14 protein-coding genes are annotated in these 16,851 nt (G+C 44.4%); 9 read left to right on the forward strand and 5 right to left on the reverse strand.

Annotation, left to right across the window (positions count from 1 at the left end; genetic code table 11):
- Positions 1-6: 6 nt before the first annotated feature.
- Complete coding sequence (locus IQQ51_RS21685) at positions 7-1,464, reverse strand: PLP-dependent aminotransferase family protein (protein ID WP_193842111.1); 1,458 nt, start codon at positions 1,462-1,464, stop codon at positions 7-9.
- Positions 1,465-1,554: 90 nt separating this feature from the next.
- On the opposite strand from IQQ51_RS21685, the gene IQQ51_RS21690 reads away from it, so the two are divergent.
- Together IQQ51_RS21690 and IQQ51_RS21695 are read left to right on the forward strand one after the other, a co-directional pair.
- Positions 1,555-2,214: a pyridoxamine 5'-phosphate oxidase family protein gene (locus IQQ51_RS21690; protein ID WP_193842112.1), complete on the forward strand. Its 660-nt coding sequence runs from the start codon at positions 1,555-1,557 to the stop codon at positions 2,212-2,214.
- 81 nt (positions 2,215-2,295) lie between these two features.
- Positions 2,296-3,246 (forward strand): urea transporter, encoded by a 951-nt coding sequence (locus tag IQQ51_RS21695; protein ID WP_193842113.1) that lies wholly within the window; start codon positions 2,296-2,298, stop codon positions 3,244-3,246.
- Positions 3,247-3,256: 10 nt separating this feature from the next.
- Here IQQ51_RS21695 and IQQ51_RS21700 read toward each other — a convergent pair whose 3' ends face one another.
- On the reverse strand, positions 3,257-4,264 hold the full coding sequence (locus IQQ51_RS21700) for an AraC family transcriptional regulator (protein ID WP_193842114.1): 1,008 nt from the start codon (positions 4,262-4,264) through the stop codon (positions 3,257-3,259).
- A gap of 133 nt (positions 4,265-4,397) precedes the next feature.
- Between IQQ51_RS21700 and IQQ51_RS21705 the strand changes: the two genes are divergently transcribed.
- From IQQ51_RS21705 to IQQ51_RS21730, 6 genes are all read left to right on the forward strand, one after another.
- The gene (locus IQQ51_RS21705) at positions 4,398-4,748 is read left to right on the forward strand and encodes an MFS transporter (protein ID WP_017066493.1); all 351 of its coding nucleotides are present in this window, start codon (positions 4,398-4,400) and stop codon (positions 4,746-4,748) included.
- Complete coding sequence (locus IQQ51_RS21710; RefSeq protein ID WP_193842115.1) at positions 4,742-5,965, forward strand: HlyD family secretion protein; 1,224 nt, start codon at positions 4,742-4,744, stop codon at positions 5,963-5,965. The genes IQQ51_RS21705 and IQQ51_RS21710 overlap by 7 nt, the downstream gene beginning before the upstream one ends.
- A 679-nt stretch (positions 5,966-6,644) precedes the next feature.
- Positions 6,645-7,883, forward strand: a complete 1,239-nt coding sequence (codB, locus tag IQQ51_RS21715) for a cytosine permease (protein WP_032546874.1) — start codon at positions 6,645-6,647, stop codon at positions 7,881-7,883.
- Positions 7,884-7,892: 9 nt separating this feature from the next.
- Entirely contained in the window at positions 7,893-9,170 is a 1,278-nt protein-coding gene (locus IQQ51_RS21720; protein WP_193842116.1) for a cytosine deaminase, read from the forward strand.
- A 358-nt stretch (positions 9,171-9,528) separates the two neighbouring features.
- On the forward strand, positions 9,529-9,741 hold the full coding sequence (locus IQQ51_RS21725) for a cold-shock protein (RefSeq protein WP_004740083.1): 213 nt from the start codon (positions 9,529-9,531) through the stop codon (positions 9,739-9,741).
- Positions 9,742-10,199: 458 nt separating this feature from the next.
- On the forward strand, positions 10,200-11,216 hold the full coding sequence (locus IQQ51_RS21730; protein WP_048612880.1) for a GGDEF domain-containing protein: 1,017 nt from the start codon (positions 10,200-10,202) through the stop codon (positions 11,214-11,216).
- Positions 11,217-11,343: 127 nt separating this feature from the next.
- Here the strand turns inward: IQQ51_RS21730 and IQQ51_RS21735 are convergent, their stop codons facing one another.
- Positions 11,344-11,940, reverse strand: coding sequence for a malate synthase (locus IQQ51_RS21735; protein WP_048608941.1), 597 nt, complete (start codon positions 11,938-11,940; stop codon positions 11,344-11,346).
- 169 nt (positions 11,941-12,109) lie between these two features.
- Here IQQ51_RS21735 and IQQ51_RS21740 point away from each other — a divergent pair, with 169 nt between their 5' ends.
- On the forward strand, positions 12,110-13,639 hold the full coding sequence (locus IQQ51_RS21740) for a DUF3612 domain-containing protein (RefSeq protein WP_193842117.1): 1,530 nt from the start codon (positions 12,110-12,112) through the stop codon (positions 13,637-13,639).
- Positions 13,640-14,190: 551 nt separating this feature from the next.
- On the opposite strand, the gene IQQ51_RS21745 is transcribed toward IQQ51_RS21740, so the two are convergent.
- Positions 14,191-15,831 (reverse strand): DEAD/DEAH box helicase, encoded by a 1,641-nt coding sequence (locus IQQ51_RS21745; protein ID WP_193842118.1) that lies wholly within the window; start codon positions 15,829-15,831, stop codon positions 14,191-14,193.
- A gap of 162 nt (positions 15,832-15,993) precedes the next feature.
- Positions 15,994-16,851, reverse strand: an 858-nt coding sequence (locus tag IQQ51_RS27505) for a GGDEF domain-containing protein (protein WP_228013116.1), incomplete at its 5' end; no start/stop codon positions are given.

A 16,851-nucleotide genomic window follows, 5' to 3' on the forward strand; every position in this document is an offset into this window, starting at 1 on the left:
CCAATATCACTGATAAAAAAGCCGAGCGATCTGTTTGATCTTCGGCTTTATCTCAGCCAAACGTATATTTCCAAACCCTAGAACCGCCCCACTCCAATCACGAGCATCACTCGAACCGTATTCATAAAAATCAAACGGACGAATGATGATATTTTCAAGCTCAGCTCTACGACTCCATTCAGTCTCAGATATTCCATTGGACCACTTCACGGTCACATGTAGCCCCGCCGCTTGGCTGATCACTTCAAGATCACCGTTAAACTCGCTTTCAATCGCTTCTATCATGGCTTCATACTTGAGTTTGTATGATCGACGCATCTTTCTAATATGACGCAGCAAATCGCCTTCTCGAACAAAATCCGCCAAAGCTTCCTGCGTGTGGGACGCCGTGTCTCCAGTGAGCGCGTCTTTGATCTCAAGACACTTCGCCACCAGACTTTCCGGCACCACTAAGTACCCTAATCGAAGGCCATTGAACATCACCTTACTCAGGGAGCCGACATAGATGATGCGATCATCGAATCCTAACTTACCCGCCAATCCTTGCATGCTGGTATAAGGGCGATGAGCAAACTGGAACTCACTGTCATAGTCATCTTCAATGATCCATGACTGATGTTGATTGGCCCAATCGATCAGTTTAAGGCGTTGCTCAGTATTTAAAGTCGTGCCCATTGGGTATTGGTTACTCGGCGTGACATACAGAGCCTTAGCATTACTGGACAACACTTTTTCAATATCTAGCCCCACCTTTTCACGCACACTCACACCATCCAGCTCTAGTCTCAACAGATCGATAATTTTATGTACTTGTCGATAACCGGGTTCCTCTACAAGGATTTTGTCGCCCATCGCTAACGTTGCCATTAATCCGATTGAGATGGCTTGCTGCGCACCTGCGGTGATGATGATTCTGTCGGCACTGCAATGAACCGAACGACTGCTTGCAAGGTACCCGCTCAATGCTTCTCTCAAAGCTAAACTTCCCTGAACCTCTTGATTGCCCGCAATGTTCTGACGTGTAGAGTGGCGTTGCAGCAACCTCTGCCATTTAGCAAACGGGAACGCATCTAAGTCTGGGACTCCGGGGGCAAAGCTACGGTTAATGTCGTTAGGTGTGGCTATGTTTGCAGTCGGTTTACTGACTGTTTGTTTGACCTTCGGATCCTGAACACTGTTTGGCTTAGACAAACTTAGAAAGTGTTCTGGTTGTTCAACCGAGACATAAAACCCTGAGCCTTGTTTACTCTCGATATAGCCTTCAGTAACCAGTTGCTCGTACGCATAAATCACCGTATTTCGACTCACCGATAACTCGACGGCCAACTTACGTGTTGAAGGTAACTTACTGCCCTTGCTCCATAAATCTTGAACAATTTTCTCTCTTATCGCGTGGAACAAGGCGGTTTGACGAGTGTCGTGTTGTTCGTCTAACTGTAGATCACCGACATCGATAGGCTGCATAACTGGATCCAAATAGTGTTTAAAAGTGGCTCTATTTAATAGACCAGTTAATCGCTACATTAATCAAAAGGCAATGATTAAGGAGCGATTATGTTATCTAACACGAAAAGAACCACGATTAAAAAAGGGGCTCACAAAGCCGTATTTGAACAAGAGAAACTTCACCAAATTATTGATGAGAGCTTAATCGCACACATTGCATTGCAGGGCGAACAAGGCCCAATGGTTATCCCGATGCTCGCGTGGCGAGTGGATGATATGGTCTACATTCATGGGGCTAAAAACAGTCGCCTACTAAAAGGGCTAAAAAAGGGAGAACCAACCTGTTTAACGTTCACCTTGTTCGATGGTTGGGTGTTGGCTCGTTCAGCATTTCATCACAGCGCGCATTATCGTTCTGCTGTGGTGTTTGGGTCATTTTCAGTCATCGATAACAACCAAGAAAAGGATCGCTTGTTGAATATCTTTATTGAGCAAATCGCACCGGGCAGAACCGATGAAGTCAGGCTCAGTAATGAAAAAGAGCTCACCGCAACCGAGTTATTAGCGATCCCTTTAACGGAAGCCTCCGTGAAGATTGGTAAACATGGAGTGAATGATGATAAAGCTGATATGGATATCCCAGTATGGGCTGGCGTATTGCCTTATCGAACGGTTGTTGGGCCTTTAGAAACCGTTCCAGAACAAGAAGGCATCATTGAAACACCAGATTACCAACAAGCTTATGGTGAACGCTGGTATCAGAATTAACACGCGAAGATGGTGAACTTGATAAAATTGCATACAATCTGACTTACAAAAATTTAACATAACTCATAATGTAATCAGACGATGAAAACGAACAAGGATATTCTACCATTTCAAGGCTTGCTCAATGGTATTGGGCAAGTCTATTTCACACCGTCTGTCATGACGTCGACTTTGCTGTTGCTTGCCATTTCTATTGAGTCACTTGCACTGGCTTTTCTTACCTTGCTTGGCGCCAGTTGCAGCTTTGCATTGGCCTTCTATGGCTATATGTACACCAACACCAACACCAACACCAACACCAACACCAACACCAACAAGTCAGTTGACGACATTGATAGTGGAATGTACGCGCTAAATGGCGCTTTAATTGGCTTATTTATCGGTAACTTTTTTGGTGTGACACCATTATTGGCTTTAGTGACTGTGTTAGGTGCATTAGTCACGGTGCCGATTGCCCACATCGTCTTCAGTTTTAAGAAATATCGCGGTTACACTAGCGCCTTTATCCTCACCACTTGGTTGATTTATATTATCCAATCAGCCTTTGATCTATCAGCGTTTTCTGCACCTGATTCCGCACTGATGCCACTCATCAGTATTGAGGGTAACTCGTGGTTCAACTTGCCGCTAGTGGTGATCCCTTTGTTAAAAGGAATAAGCCAAGTCAGCTTCATCGAAAATACGTTGTCGGGGCTCGTTATATTGGTTGCCATCGCACTCAACAATATCAAGCATGCCATTTGGGTTATGCTCGCAGTAATAATTAGTACCGTATCTAGCGGGTTGATTGGCGCTTCTAACGAACTGGTAGCCCAAGGTCTTTACGGGTACAACGCCATTCTTGCCACTTTAGCACTTGTGCTCTATCCGCGGATCTCTTGGCCGTTAATCCTATTAGGCATGCTGTTAAGCTGTCTCATCACACTTGGTTTTCATGAACTGTCACTACTACCACTCACCGCCCCTTTCATTTTGAGTACTTGGGCTGTGGTTTACTTGTCCAGCCTGCTCCATAAACGAACCATAAGTTAGCTCTGTATAGTTACAGGCCGGTTTTTAAGCGCTCGACATATTGCTTGGGGGTCAAACCTCGGTGTTTCTTAAACATCCGATTAAAGCTCGCGACATTGGTATAACCTAGCCTCGTCGCGACTTCACCTATTGGCACTGAATACATCAACAACTCCACCGCCACGTTACTTAACGCATAGCCCATAATGGTAGAAAAGTTGATACCTAAGTTATGCAATCGACGTTGAAATTGCTGTTCAGATAACCCAAGCAAACTCGATACTTTATGCAGCGTTGGCAGGCCGAAATGACGACTGTAATTGATCATCTCATAGGTCACCTTATGCTCATCCGCAGCATCAGGCATATTGAGATAATTATCTAAGTCATGAAAGTTCATTGCCAAGCTCATCTTGCCGCTCGAAGGGGCTTGATTGCTCGATAACCTCAACTGGCTTGGTATCCAGATCTCAGTTCGTGGCTGGCCCCACTGAATATTGCACCCAAAATACTCTTGATAGAGTTGAGTGTTTTCGCGATAACCTGCGATAGAGACGGCTGCGGGGGTAAAGTCGTCTCCCAAGTAACGTCTTAATATCTTCATCATAAAGATGGCAACTCGAATCGAGTCATGAACCTTGCCCGCTTCGGTGTAAGCAGGATTGTCGTAACACCACTTGATGAAATTACCGACTTGAGCGCCATACAGGAAAGCCCCAGACTGCAAACAGTGCAACCCGATGTTCACTCGGCGTATAGACGACGCCAGATCGTGCCCCGAGAAAAACCAGTTCGAGAGAGGTCCTAGCCTTTCAATATCGACCCTATCAGCCAGCTTCAAGATAATATCGGAATCACCGGTTTGTTGTTCAAGCAAACCATACCATTTGTCTACTTCACTAACGGGAATAAGGTTCATCGGGTTATTAAACACCGATTTAGGAATGCCTAATTGCTCGGTATTCACGGCCTTATTGGTCGTTGCGTATTGGTAAATACCCAAAATACCCAATGCTCTTAAGAAGTTACAATTGTTCATTAGCCACCATACTTAGAAGTCACTATTACAGATCAAATCATAATGACATCATTATTAAAGTAATTGGTAAATTTTCAACCTCTAAATCTGATATCAATCACACTCGGCGCTCAATTTAACCTAGGGTATATCAATGAGTTTAGTTAGTGTCCCATTTGTCGGAACCGGCGCAGATACCGCACTACACGTAGTTGCAGGCGTAGTGTTGGTTGCAACCATCGCTGCTGCATGTTACGGCTTCTGGCGTGTACATGAATTACCAATCAACAAGGCTCACAGTAAAGAGCATCAACAACTCGGTTTGATCACCGCATTAACATGGATTGGTTTTGTATGGCACTGGGTATGGGTACTAGCAGTAATTTTGGCCTTCGTTGATATGGAAAAAGCCATCATCAATCTAAGAGATACATGGAAGTCACCAACCACAACCAAGGAGCAAACAACTTCCGACAAGCAAGATGAGGAGAGCCAAACATGTTAGAAGGCTTGGCAATTTGGGCAATGTTCATTTACTTACTCAGACTTGTTGGTATGCCTTGGAACAAAGGCACCAAGGCGTTTGCATACCTAGGGGGGACATCTTGGTTGCTGTTTGTATGGGTTGGCCTACTCAACTTTACTCCGATGGATCTATCGGGAGGCTCAGTGGTTCAATCTCCACATATTCAGTTACGCCCAGATTCAACTAATGTGTCGGGAAAAACTTCCAAAGTCCACATCCATCCGAACCAAGATGTGACTGAAGGGCAGCTAATTTACGAGATTGATGACACCAAATACGTCATCGCGAGAGACAAAGCCAGCGTTCAACTTGAGTCTGCAGAGGTCGCTTTAGACACAGCTCGCCAAGAAGTGAGCATTGCAAAAGTCAGCTACCAATCGGCGCTTGAAGACATCAAAGCTTCAGTCGCACAAATAGATTCGGCTAAAACAGACTTAGTACTGCAGTCAAAGACGCTTGATCGTTACCAGAAGCAAAACAAAGTGGTAGAACATACGATTACTGAAACTGACATCGACCAACAAACAGCAAAGGTAGACTTAGCAACGTATAACGTTACGACGCTGGAATCTCAGCTTAGCAAGAAAGAAGTCGATGCCGAGAATGCGAAATTAAACATCCACAAAGCTGAAACCAATGTGAGCAAGAAGCAGACAGAGGTCGATTCAGCAAAGGCAACACTGGCACAAGCACAATGGGACTTGAACAGCACCAAAGTCACGGCACCGACTGACGGCTTTGTAACGAACTTTATTCTTCGTGAAGGTCAGCGCGTTTCAATGATGCCTCGTATCCAGATGTATACCGAAGAGAAGTACGTGCTGATGCGAGTGAACCACCAAGCGATTCGTAATATTAAGGTCGGTCAACCTGCGGAATTTGCGACAGCGGTGTACCCAGGAAAAGTGTTCTCTGCAACCGTAGAAGGCATTGTAGAAGCCACTGGTGAAGCGCAAGCAAGTTTGCTGGGTATCGATGAGCAGGTTCGTGTTACCACAGGCAAAAACCTTCAGAACAAGCACCACTTTGTTCGTTTAAAAATTGATGAGGCAGAGGGTTACGATATTCCTGTTGGCTCTGTCGGATTAGCCTGGGTTAGCGGTGAGAAGCCTATCAGCTTTATGGCGTTCCTAGACGTAATACGCGGGATCATCATTAGAATGAAGTCTCAACTGTACTTCTTCTACTCCATCTAATATCCCCCATTGGTGAAGCAATACCAAGCCCGTGCGCTCTTAGATCGCACGGGCTTTTTGTTTATTTCACTATTCGTCGCCAGAAAGAACACAAACTCGAAAAACTAATAAACACTCTAAAGTTGCAAATCGCAATTGCATTTTGCAATTGGACATTACAAAAACGCAAATCGATCGCTCAAATACGCACCAGATTGCTATAACACTGCCGTTTTACGTGGTTTTAAAAGTTGGCACACTAACTGCAATGTATATATTGACCCTTCTTAAGCCGAGGGTCACCTAGCCAACTGACGTTGTTAGTGAACCTATTCTTGTTCACAAAATATATAAGCCAATTGCGATTATTGCGATTGGCTATTTTTTTGCCTGCAGTTTGGCCGACCACGCTCCTTTTCGATACAGACACCCATTCAAACGTATAATAATCAACATTCATAGCCAACCAAGAACAGCAGATAACCAACGCGTTATAGAAAACGTTTTCTATTTATTTTTTTTAAATAAACTCAGAAAATAACCTTATGTTTTACAAGATAATTACTACAATAACTGATTTTAAATCGCCCTTATTGACAAAATTAGCATTGACTATGTGATTTATATCACCATAATGCGCACGTTTGCCTGCAATACGGCGACCGTTAATTTTAATTTTGATCATTTGCGGAGGTAAAAGATGGCTGCTGATAATAACTACAGTCTAGGGCCGGTTCCTACATCGGCTAGGAAAGGAGTCGCTTCACTCACCATGGTAATGCTTGGACTCACTTTCTTCTCTGCAAGTATGTGGACAGGTGGTTCACTCGGGACAGGTCTTTCATTCAACGATTTCTTCCTCGCCGTTCTCATCGGTAACCTAATCCTCGGTATTTACACTTCTTTTCTTGGCTACATCGGCTCATCTACTGGCCTCTCTACTCACCTTCTTGCTCGTTTCTCTTTCGGTACTAAAGGCTCATGGCTTCCTTCTGCGCTGCTTGGTGGTACACAAGTCGGTTGGTTTGGTGTGGGTGTTGCGATGTTTGCTATTCCAGTACAAAAAGCAACGGGCATTGATACCAACACCTTGATTATCGTATCTGGCTTGTTGATGACGGGTACGGTGTACTTCGGCATTAAAGCGCTAATGGTGCTTTCAGCGATTGCAGTACCTGCGATTGCGATTCTGGGTGGTTACTCAGTACTGACTGCGGTAGACAGTGTTGGTGGACTAGAGCAACTGCAGCTGATTAAACCAGAGACGCCAATGGACTTCTCAATGGCGCTTGCAATGGTTGTTGGTTCGTTTGTAAGTGCGGGTACGTTGACTGCCGATTTCGTTCGCTTTGGTAAAAAGCCAGCAAGCGCAGTATTGATTACTATGGTCGCGTTCTTCATCGGTAACTCGCTGATGTTTATCTTCGGCGCGGCAGGCGCAGCAGCAACCGGTCAGGCTGATATTTCAGATGTGATGATCGCGCAAGGTCTACTGCTTCCAGCCATCATCGTGCTTGGCTTGAATATCTGGACAACCAATGAAAATGCACTTTATGCATCCGGTTTGGGTTTATCTAACATCACAGGTCGCTCAAGTACTACAATGTCTATCATTAACGGCATTATCGGTACGATTTTCGCGCTTTGGTTATACAACAACTTCGTTGGTTGGTTAACCTTCCTTTCGCTGGCAATTCCACCAATTGGTGGCGTAATCATCGCCGACTTCTTCGCGAACCGTAAACGTTACAAAGATTTTGCAAATGCAGAGTTCCAAACCGTTAACTGGGCTGGCATTATCGCGGTAGCAACAGGCGTAGCCGCTGGTCACTTCCTACCTGGCGTTGTTCCTTTGAACGCAGTGTTAGGTGGTGCAATCAGTTACCTCGTGCTTAATCCTCTATTGAACAAAAAAGCTCTGAAATCTCAGGCCGCTTAAGGACACACTATGACAACCTTATTAATCAAGAACGCGAAACTTCAAGACCAAGATGGCTTGAAACAGATTCTGATTGAAAATGGTCAATTTTCTCGCATTCTCGATAATGACGCGCAAATCAATCATCAAGGCGACATCCTTGATGCTGAAGGTGGCATTGCAGTTACTCCTTTCTGTGAACCGCACATCCACCTAGATACTACTCAAACTGCTGGTGAGCCTAACTGGAACATCTCTGGCACTTTGTTTGAAGGTATTGAGCGTTGGGCTGAGCGTAAAGAACTGCTATCAATCGAAGACGTAAAGTCTCGTGCCAAGCAAACACTGAAATGGCAGATAGCTAACGGTGTTCAACACGTTCGTACACACGTTGATGTGTCAGACCCAACACTCGTTGCCTTAAGAGCGATGGTTGAAGTTCGTGAAGAGATGAAAGAGTGGGTCGATATCCAAATCGTTGCATTCCCTCAAGAAGGCATTCTTTCATACCCTAACGGCAAAGAGTTGCTTGAAGAAGCAGTGAAGATCGGCGCTGACGTTATCGGTGCTATCCCTCACTTCGAATTCACTCGTGAATACGGTATTGAATCTTTGCATTACGTGTTCGAGCTTGCATGCAAGTACGACTGTCTGATCGACGTTCACTGTGATGAAATCGACGACGAGCAGTCTCGCTTTGTGGAAACATTAGCAGCTCTTGCTCATAAGTTTGAAATGGGTAAGAAAGTAACCGCTAGCCACACCACTGCAATGGGCTCTTACAACGGTGCTTACGCATCTCGCTTGTTCCGTCTATTGAAGATGTCTGGTATCAACTTCGTGGCAAACCCGTTAGTGAACATTCACTTACAGGGCCGTTTCGACGATTACCCGAAACGCCGCGGTGTAACGCGCGTTAAAGAGATGCTAGCAGCAAACATCAACGTTTGTTTTGGCCACGATGATGTGTTTGACCCATGGTACCCACTGGGCACAGCGAACATGCTTCAAGTTCTGCACATGGGACTGCATGTGACACAGGTGATGGGCTACGACCAAATCAACAACTCACTTGATTTGATCAGCAAGAACTCTGCTCGCACATTGAACATACAAGACAACTTCGGCATCGAAGAAGGTAAGCCAGGTAGCTTGCTGATTCTTCCTGCTGACAATGGCTTTGATGCAGTGCGCCGCCAAGTACCAGTGCAGTACTCAATACGCCACGGTAAGGTGATTGCAGAGACTCAACCAGCGAAAACAAAAATAAATTTAGATCAAACTGAAGATATCAACTTCAAGCGTTAATATCGTCTATACTAATGATCAAAAGGAAGCTGAGATGCTTCCTTTTGTTGTGTTGGACGAAGCGACAAAACTATCACTAAATCAGTGTAAATCTTGTACATTCGCACGGTATGACAAAAAAAGCACAAATTTCTTAAGCAATGCGTGTACATCTCAAAAGACTGTGTTAACATGCTCTCGCTCTGTTAGCCGGAGTTATTTAAGTTAGATGAATAGTAAAAAATTGACATGTAAAATCGTTACCCGTTTTTGTAAGTAGTTTTTCCTTATTTCTTAGCAATATTAAATAATTCAATTATCAGCGCATTGCATTAAATGCAATCAACAACTTAGAAAATTTATGAATAAGGGACAAATTATGTCTAACACAAATACTGGCACTGTAAAATGGTTTAACGAAGAGAAAGGTTTCGGTTTCATTTCTCAAGACAACGGCGGCGCTGACGTATTCGTACACTTCCGTGCAATCGTTTCTGAAGGCTTCAAAACTCTGAAAGAAGGCCAAAAGGTTTCTTTCGAAGTTGAAAACGGTCAAAAAGGCCTACAAGCAGCAAACGTTGTTGCTCAATAATTAGCTCTTAGCTAAAAAAGAATTTTAAAGCGCTGATTTTTATCGGCGCTTTTTTATGCCTGCTCATAAACATTTCCCCTTTCGATACAAGCTTCCCCCTTTAACTCTGAACAACTGAAAATCACCTGCAAAGCGTCCTCAATCTAACCACTCTTAGTTAAAGCTCGACGATCAATCCACTTCACTTTTTGTATGCACTTCCCTAGACAACAACACTCATTTCTCACTAATGTTTTGATACGAACTCACTCTATGTCAAAAGTTTGATAAGCCCAAATATGGTTAAAGAACAATCCATTAGATTAAACTTATGAATACGCAATCGACATTCATAATAAAAATGAGTTATTTATCCAATCCTCATCCATTAATCATATAATTTTTAAAGCAAAGACCTTCGAAATCCGCTAACCTTGTTCGCAAGTGGCTTAGTTGTTTTGGTATCTGCAGTAAAAATAATGAACAAAGACGAATTTCAGAAATCCACCGCAAATCTAAAAAAAGCGGTGCCTCTTATGATGAAGAACAGGGTGTCAACGACACCTGCAAATTACGCACTTTGGTACACCTATGTCGATAACGCTATTCCCCAGCTGACTCAAGACATGGATGGTGTTTTAGAACACTACGGTATTTGTCCTCCTGCCGTGGGTGAGCAGCTATACAACAATTATGTTGCCAGCAAATCCGAAACCAATATCAATGACCTTCGCGCTAATTTGGAACTGTTAGTTTCTGAAGTTTCCAATTCAATGAATGACACCCTGACCGACACTTCCGCTTTTTCTGACATGATCGATAAAAGCTTCGAGGACTTGGCTCGAGTTGATAATGAAAGCTTATCTATTGATGAAGTCATGTCGTTGGTTCGACAGTTGGTGTCTGAATCTCGTCATATTCGTCACTCTACTCAGTTTTTAAACTCTCAGTTGAACTCTGCAACCTCAGAGATCACCAAGCTGAAAACTCAATTGGTAGAAGTGCAGAAAGATGCGCTCTTCGATAGTACAACCACACTCTATAACCGTCGCTCTTTCGACCGTGACATAGAAACCTTGTGTGAAGCACAACAGTCTTTGTGTTTGATTCTTCTCGATATCGACCACTTTAAAAATTTCAACGACACCTATGGCCACTTGTTTGGTGATATGGTTCTTAAAGGGATCGCTCGTAAGCTGAAGTTAAGTTGCCGTGAAGGTATTTCTGCTTATCGATTTGGTGGTGAAGAGTTCGCACTGATTGTGCCTAACAAGTCTTTGCGTATTGCTCGTCAACTCGCGGATACCAATCGTCGCTCTTTAGAAAAGCTGTCGATTAAAGATCGCCGCAGTGGTGAACAAGTCGGCAGTATCACGGCATCGTTTGGTGTCGCTGAACTTGAACCCGGCGAATCAGCTCAATCGCTGATCGAACGTGCTGATAAACTACTTTACGAAGCGAAATCACTTGGCCGAAATCGAGTTATGCCTTTGTAAGACACACCAACAATGCTCTTATCGACATATTAGCCGGCTCGTATTGAAACTAGAAAGCCCCAAAGACATTATCTTCGGGGCTTTTTCTTTAGCTGTGTAAATTGATTTAGCTACCTAGGGTTCACCGTTAGATCTGGAAGCAGTAATTCAGACAGTAGTCTTCACCACTCTTTGCTCTGAACTCTTTATCTTCACTGCATGCCTTTGGTTTACCCTTTGCGTCACCTTGAATCAAACTGATCCAGTGGCGCATCGCTGCAATGGTCTCTTCACGCATTGTGGTTGTTGCTTCCATTGGCGATTGGCCAAACGTGGTGCATGATTCCAGCTGAATATCATCAATTTCTACTAGCTCAATACAACCTGTCCCTTTATGGCAACCAAACATCACCTCTAGGTGACTGCCACTGCCATCTCGGAACAAGATAGAGTCTGGGTCGTTCTTCTCACCCATATAAGCTACAAACTGCTTAGGGTGCTTCAAACCGCTGTGCTGACCATCTTTAAAGTAAGCCATAATATGACGGTAATCGACTACGTAGCTGGTTACGTCTTGATGCGAGCCATTCTCTAGTGGGAATAGTCGATCAAGCAGCTGCTTTGCTTTCACTTGCTTTTCAGTTTGCTGATTGGCACTGATTGTCTCCACGGCAAAGACAGCTTCAGCGATAAATGGCTTTGATTGTTTTTGGATTTCTGTTTTATCGAATGTAAGCATATTCATAGTCTTTCCCTCTTGACCAGTCCGGTGATAACCACCGATTTCTACAGCAAAAATGTGTCCTAGAGCAATTATTCCAAACTAACGTTTAATTTATTTGTCATTTTGTGAATTGCTTAGTTTGTAGATTAGCGCTTTTTTACATACAATTTCACAACAAAAATTTTACAATGTGAATTTTACAAATATGGCCTTGTCAAAAAGTTTAGTTCGTCAGTCACATTTCCTAGGTACGAAGATACGTAACCTAAGAAAACGTAACCATTTAACGATGGAAGACCTGTCTGCGCGTTGTATTAGAATCGACCCAGAATGTGCCCCTTCCGTTTCTTACCTTTCAATGATTGAACGTGGAAAGCGGGTTCCAAGCATCGATATGCTGGAAGTGATTGCACAGGTCTTTCAGAAGAATCCGACGTGGTTCCTCGACGACGAATCTGAACAACAAGCCATTGCTCCTGATAAGGGGAATCGTGGTGGGATAAGTGGCATGGCGCTCGAGCCGAGCTTCCTATTCTCAAACGACATCCTGCAAATTGCGATTCCTGAGATGCTGTCACAAACGGGCATTTCAGGCCGCCAGTTTGCGCACCTCTTGATTCGAGCACACCAAGAGAGCAATCAGAACCACTTCCCTGACCTTGAGCGCGCTGCGGAGGAAGTTGGCTTAAAACGTCTTAACCTCAGCGTAGAAGACCTGATAGACATCGCTAGAAGCCTAGGAATCAACATCCGCTGGGTGACGCGCACGCCGCAAGACGTAGTCGATGAACTCGGAATTAACGCTAAGCAGTTGGTGACCTCCTTCTTTGAGCCTCCGGGTACTATCTTCTTAAACGAGATTCTCAAAGAGTATCCAACTCGTCTGAAATACGACCTTTCGGTTTATATCGGTCATTGCATTCTGCACAGCAAAGAAGGCCTAAAGAGTGTGTTGTCGGTCGGTAACAACAACACATGGGATGACAACCAGATATCAGGCTCTTCACAGCTCAACTCCCAAGACATTCTTCAAGCATGGCGAGACTTTGAATCCAGCTTCTTTGCTGGCGCACTTCTGTGCCCGAAAGTCCCGTTTAGACAGCTACTCGACCGCACTGGTTACGAAATCGACGTTCACAAAAGAGCAGGGGTTTCCCCCTCTGTTGCGATGCGTCGAATGACTGTAGTATCGCCCTACCCTCACTGGCACTACTTTGATGCTTATGGGCCGGGGAAACTCAAGGCGGTATATCGCGGGAACGGGATTCCACTACCTTGGGGAAATATGAGAACGGTCGCTGACCCATGTCAACATTGGGCTGTGTTCCGTCGATTATCAGAACCTCGAGCGGGAAGCTCGGCTCAAATCACCATTTTGAATGTGGGTGATGAGCCAAGGATCTACTGCTGTGAATCCATCAATATGACGGATCCTGCGGGTAACAATCGTGTGTTGTGTGCTGGTATAGATCTCAACCCTGCGATTGATGCTCAAGGCGGTAATTCAAGAGACATAGCAGAGCAGCTTAAAGCGTCATGCGTTAACAATGGTGGCTCTGTGGCAATTCCGCGTAACATCAAGAAAGATCTCACGACAATAGCCAAGATTCTAAATATAAATTGGATTGAACGTGGGATTGAGACAGAAGCGAGGCTTATCTGCTCCAGAGGTGGAGAATGCCCACGCCAACCAAGCTGTTACTCTAAGTGTGGTGAGTAAAAAAGTAATAACAAAAAATAGAACCTAAAATTCAGGCAAAAAAAAACCAATCACAATAAGGGTGATTGGTCATATATTTTGTGTGAACAAAAAAGGTTCACTAACAACGTCAGTTGGCTAGGTGACCCTCGGCTTAAGAAGGGTCACCATTACTAATGCAGCATACGTGCCAACTTTTAAAACACGTATTTACTACGCATCTGGACACGTATTGGTCGTATATCCTTGTTTGTTTTGCAAACTGGAATTGCAAATTGCAAAATTCAACAAAAACGCTAGTGATTATGTTGTTATTAATGAACCATTAAAGATTCATTACCCTTCCCAAAAATGCCATATTTCCCTTAGATTCAATCACTTTAAACAGCAATAAACCTCTCCCTAGGGTTACTCAACATCAACAACACCCCAAACAGCGCCCATAAAAAACGCGAACATTGAGATTCAATATTCGCGCTTATTCGATTTCTATGACAGAAAGAACTTAACCCACGAGACGCCTTTTTATAAAGCGACTCCTGTTCGTTGATCTTTCAATATCTCAGAAAAGATTACTTCTGAGGAGCTGGCTTAGAGAGGCTTCTCGACGGTGAAGGCTTGTTGCCTGTCGGCTTATTTGACGACTTGCTTGGGCCGTAGCTACCGCCGTAACCAGACTTCTTAGGCTTGCCTGCAGGTTTACCCGCGTTGTTTGGCTTACCAGTACCGTTAGATTTACCCGCACCGCTTGGTTTGCTCAGAGTGTTCTGAGCACCCGCATTATTTGCAGCAGGTTTATTGCCCGCACTACCGCGTTTAAAGTTGCTGCCGTTGTTTCTTACTGATTTATCTTCAGCTGTCGCAGCTGAATTGTTTTCAGCCGGTTTCTTTCCTGATGTTGGCTTACGCTTTGGCGCCGAACCATTACCAGCTACATGACGCTTGTTCTTACCTGCTGGCTTGTGCCCGCGAGCGTTATCACCAGAGCGTTGACCATCGGCATGTTCACGTGGCTGTTTTGCTTTCTTAGGTTTCTTAGGCTTGATTGGACGTGAATCCAAGCGAGACTCAGGTAACTTATTTACTGGAGAGAAACCTTCCAGTTCACGACGCTCTAGCACTTGTTGAATAAGGCGTTCAATACCGAACAGCTCACCCACTTCATCAGCACAAACCAATGAAATCGCTTTACCTACTTCACCAGCACGGCCAGTACGACCGATACGGTGTACATAGTCTTCTGATACATGAGGAAGATCGAAGTTAACTACTTGAGGCAGTTGTGGGATATCGATACCACGAGCAGCAATATCAGTTGCAACAAGTACTCGTACCTTACCTGTTTTGAAGTTCTCTAAGGCTTTAGTACGTGCACCTTGGCTCTTATTACCATGGATAGGTGCAGCAGTGATGTCTTGCTCTTCAAGGAAGCGAGCAAGCTTGTTCGCACCGTGTTTCGTCTTGCTGAACACCAACACTTGTCGCCAATCGTTATCTTTGATTAGCTTCGCTAGCATTGCGCTCTTTTTCTTTTTGTCTACTGGGTAGATGCTTTGCTCAACCGTTTTTGCCGTTGAGTTTGCAGGGCTTACTGAAATCTCAACAGGATTGTTCACCAAGCCTTTCGCTAAGCTGCGGATATCATCAGAGAACGTCGCTGAGAACAGTAGGTTCTGACGCTTCTTAGGCAAGAAAGCCAAGATTTTACGGATATCGCGGATGAAACCCATGTCTAGCATGCGGTCCGCTTCATCTAACACTAGGATTTCTAGTTGGTCAAAACGCACTGCATTTTGGTTGTATAGGTCAAGTAGACGACCAGGTGTTGCCACCAACACGTCACTACCTTTACGCAGTTTTTGCATCTGAGGGTTAATCTTCACACCACCAAACACTACCGTCGAAGTCAGCGGTAAGTTAATACCGTACTTCACTACGCTGCCATTCACTTGCGCAGCAAGCTCACGAGTTGGCGTTAGCACGAGCGCACGAACTTGGTTCTGACGTACGCGAGTACCTTTCGATAACATTTCAAGAATAGGTAGCGTGAAGCCTGCAGTTTTACCTGTACCTGTTTGAGCAGCGGCCATAACATCTTTGCCCGTTAGGACAGCTGGCACGGCTTTCTCTTGTATTGGTGATGGCTTATCGTAACCTTGTGCTTCAATAGCTTTAAGGATCGGTTCAGAAAGGCCAAGGGAGGTAAAACTCATAGATTATTTTCTCAGTTGAATAACATTTAGTATGAGCAACACGTTAAAAGTGCGTTGCTTCAGCTTTTGCTCATCAAATACATTGATACGGAGCAAAGCGCGGTATTCTGAGGCTTTTCCCCACATTCAGCAACTAAATTCTAATCGCAGCTCAAATTCAACCTAGATAACTTGTCGCTTCTGTTCGTACATTTTTTCATCAGCGGCTTTTAAGAGCGCATCGACATCATTGTAGTTGTTATTGTGAATAACCCAACCCACACTGATTCTGAGATAAATAGAGTGCGCCTCGTACACAACTGGTGCCGAGCATATCGCCTTTCGTAGTTTAGTCACGATCGACGATACGTGTTGATCATCGATGATGCGTGGCAACAAGACCAAGAACTCATCACCGCCTATCCTTGCGACGATATCTGAAACACGCAGCTCACTTCTTATGCGGTTAGCACACTCGATCAATACCTGATCGCCTGCCGCGTGACCATAAGTATCGTTGATTGCTTTAAAGCCATCGAGGTCGATATTTACAACGGCAAAGGTTCTCGCTCTCTGTTTTTGAGTGGTTTTGAAGGCCTGCTTGAGGCTATACATGAAGTATCGACGATTCGGTAACATCGTTAGCTCATCATGCATAGAGCGGCTATCTGCAATCCGGTACAAGCGATAAATAGTAAAGAAGGCAAACGCTAGCACTAATATTATAGAGTAGCCCACCAGCCTTACCGCTTGGATGCGATACCAAGGCTCATCCATTAATACGTGTTCGTTGCCAGAAAGAGCAAGGTACCAACCACCGTATGGAAAACTCACCTGTTCAGTGGCAAACGCATTATCGAACACATCCTGAGTACCATAAAAGACAGCGCCATCTTTACCTGAACTGTTTGCACCACGAATAGCGAGTTCATACTTGTTCTCGATCTTGCCGATTCCAACATCTTCAAACAGCTCATCTAAACCGATAACAGCACTGGAGACACCCCAATAATCTTGATTAAAAGGCGGATCTCGGAAGAT

It is taken from the genome of Vibrio sp. OPT18 (genome assembly GCF_015163615.1).
Classification (GTDB): domain Bacteria; phylum Pseudomonadota; class Gammaproteobacteria; order Enterobacterales; family Vibrionaceae; genus Vibrio; species Vibrio coralliirubri.

What these genes read in the sequence shown, in the direction of transcription:
- IQQ51_RS21685 (WP_193842111.1), bottom strand. Translation starts at nt 1,464, where the DNA reads ATGCAGCCTATCGATGTCGGTGATCTACAGTTAGACGAACAACACGAC.
- IQQ51_RS21690 (WP_193842112.1), top strand. Translation starts at nt 1,555, where the DNA reads ATGTTATCTAACACGAAAAGAACCACGATTAAAAAAGGGGCTCACAAA.
- IQQ51_RS21695 (WP_193842113.1), top strand. Translation starts at nt 2,296, where the DNA reads ATGAAAACGAACAAGGATATTCTACCATTTCAAGGCTTGCTCAATGGT.
- IQQ51_RS21700 (WP_193842114.1), bottom strand. Translation starts at nt 4,264, where the DNA reads ATGAACAATTGTAACTTCTTAAGAGCATTGGGTATTTTGGGTATTTAC.
- IQQ51_RS21705 (WP_017066493.1), top strand. Translation starts at nt 4,398, where the DNA reads ATGAGTTTAGTTAGTGTCCCATTTGTCGGAACCGGCGCAGATACCGCA.
- IQQ51_RS21710 (WP_193842115.1), top strand. Translation starts at nt 4,742, where the DNA reads ATGTTAGAAGGCTTGGCAATTTGGGCAATGTTCATTTACTTACTCAGA.
- codB (WP_032546874.1), top strand. Translation starts at nt 6,645, where the DNA reads ATGGCTGCTGATAATAACTACAGTCTAGGGCCGGTTCCTACATCGGCT.
- IQQ51_RS21720 (WP_193842116.1), top strand. Translation starts at nt 7,893, where the DNA reads ATGACAACCTTATTAATCAAGAACGCGAAACTTCAAGACCAAGATGGC.
- IQQ51_RS21725 (WP_004740083.1), top strand. Translation starts at nt 9,529, where the DNA reads ATGTCTAACACAAATACTGGCACTGTAAAATGGTTTAACGAAGAGAAA.
- IQQ51_RS21730 (WP_048612880.1), top strand. Translation starts at nt 10,200, where the DNA reads ATGAACAAAGACGAATTTCAGAAATCCACCGCAAATCTAAAAAAAGCG.
- IQQ51_RS21735 (WP_048608941.1), bottom strand. Translation starts at nt 11,940, where the DNA reads ATGAATATGCTTACATTCGATAAAACAGAAATCCAAAAACAATCAAAG.
- IQQ51_RS21745 (WP_193842118.1), bottom strand. Translation starts at nt 15,831, where the DNA reads ATGAGTTTTACCTCCCTTGGCCTTTCTGAACCGATCCTTAAAGCTATT.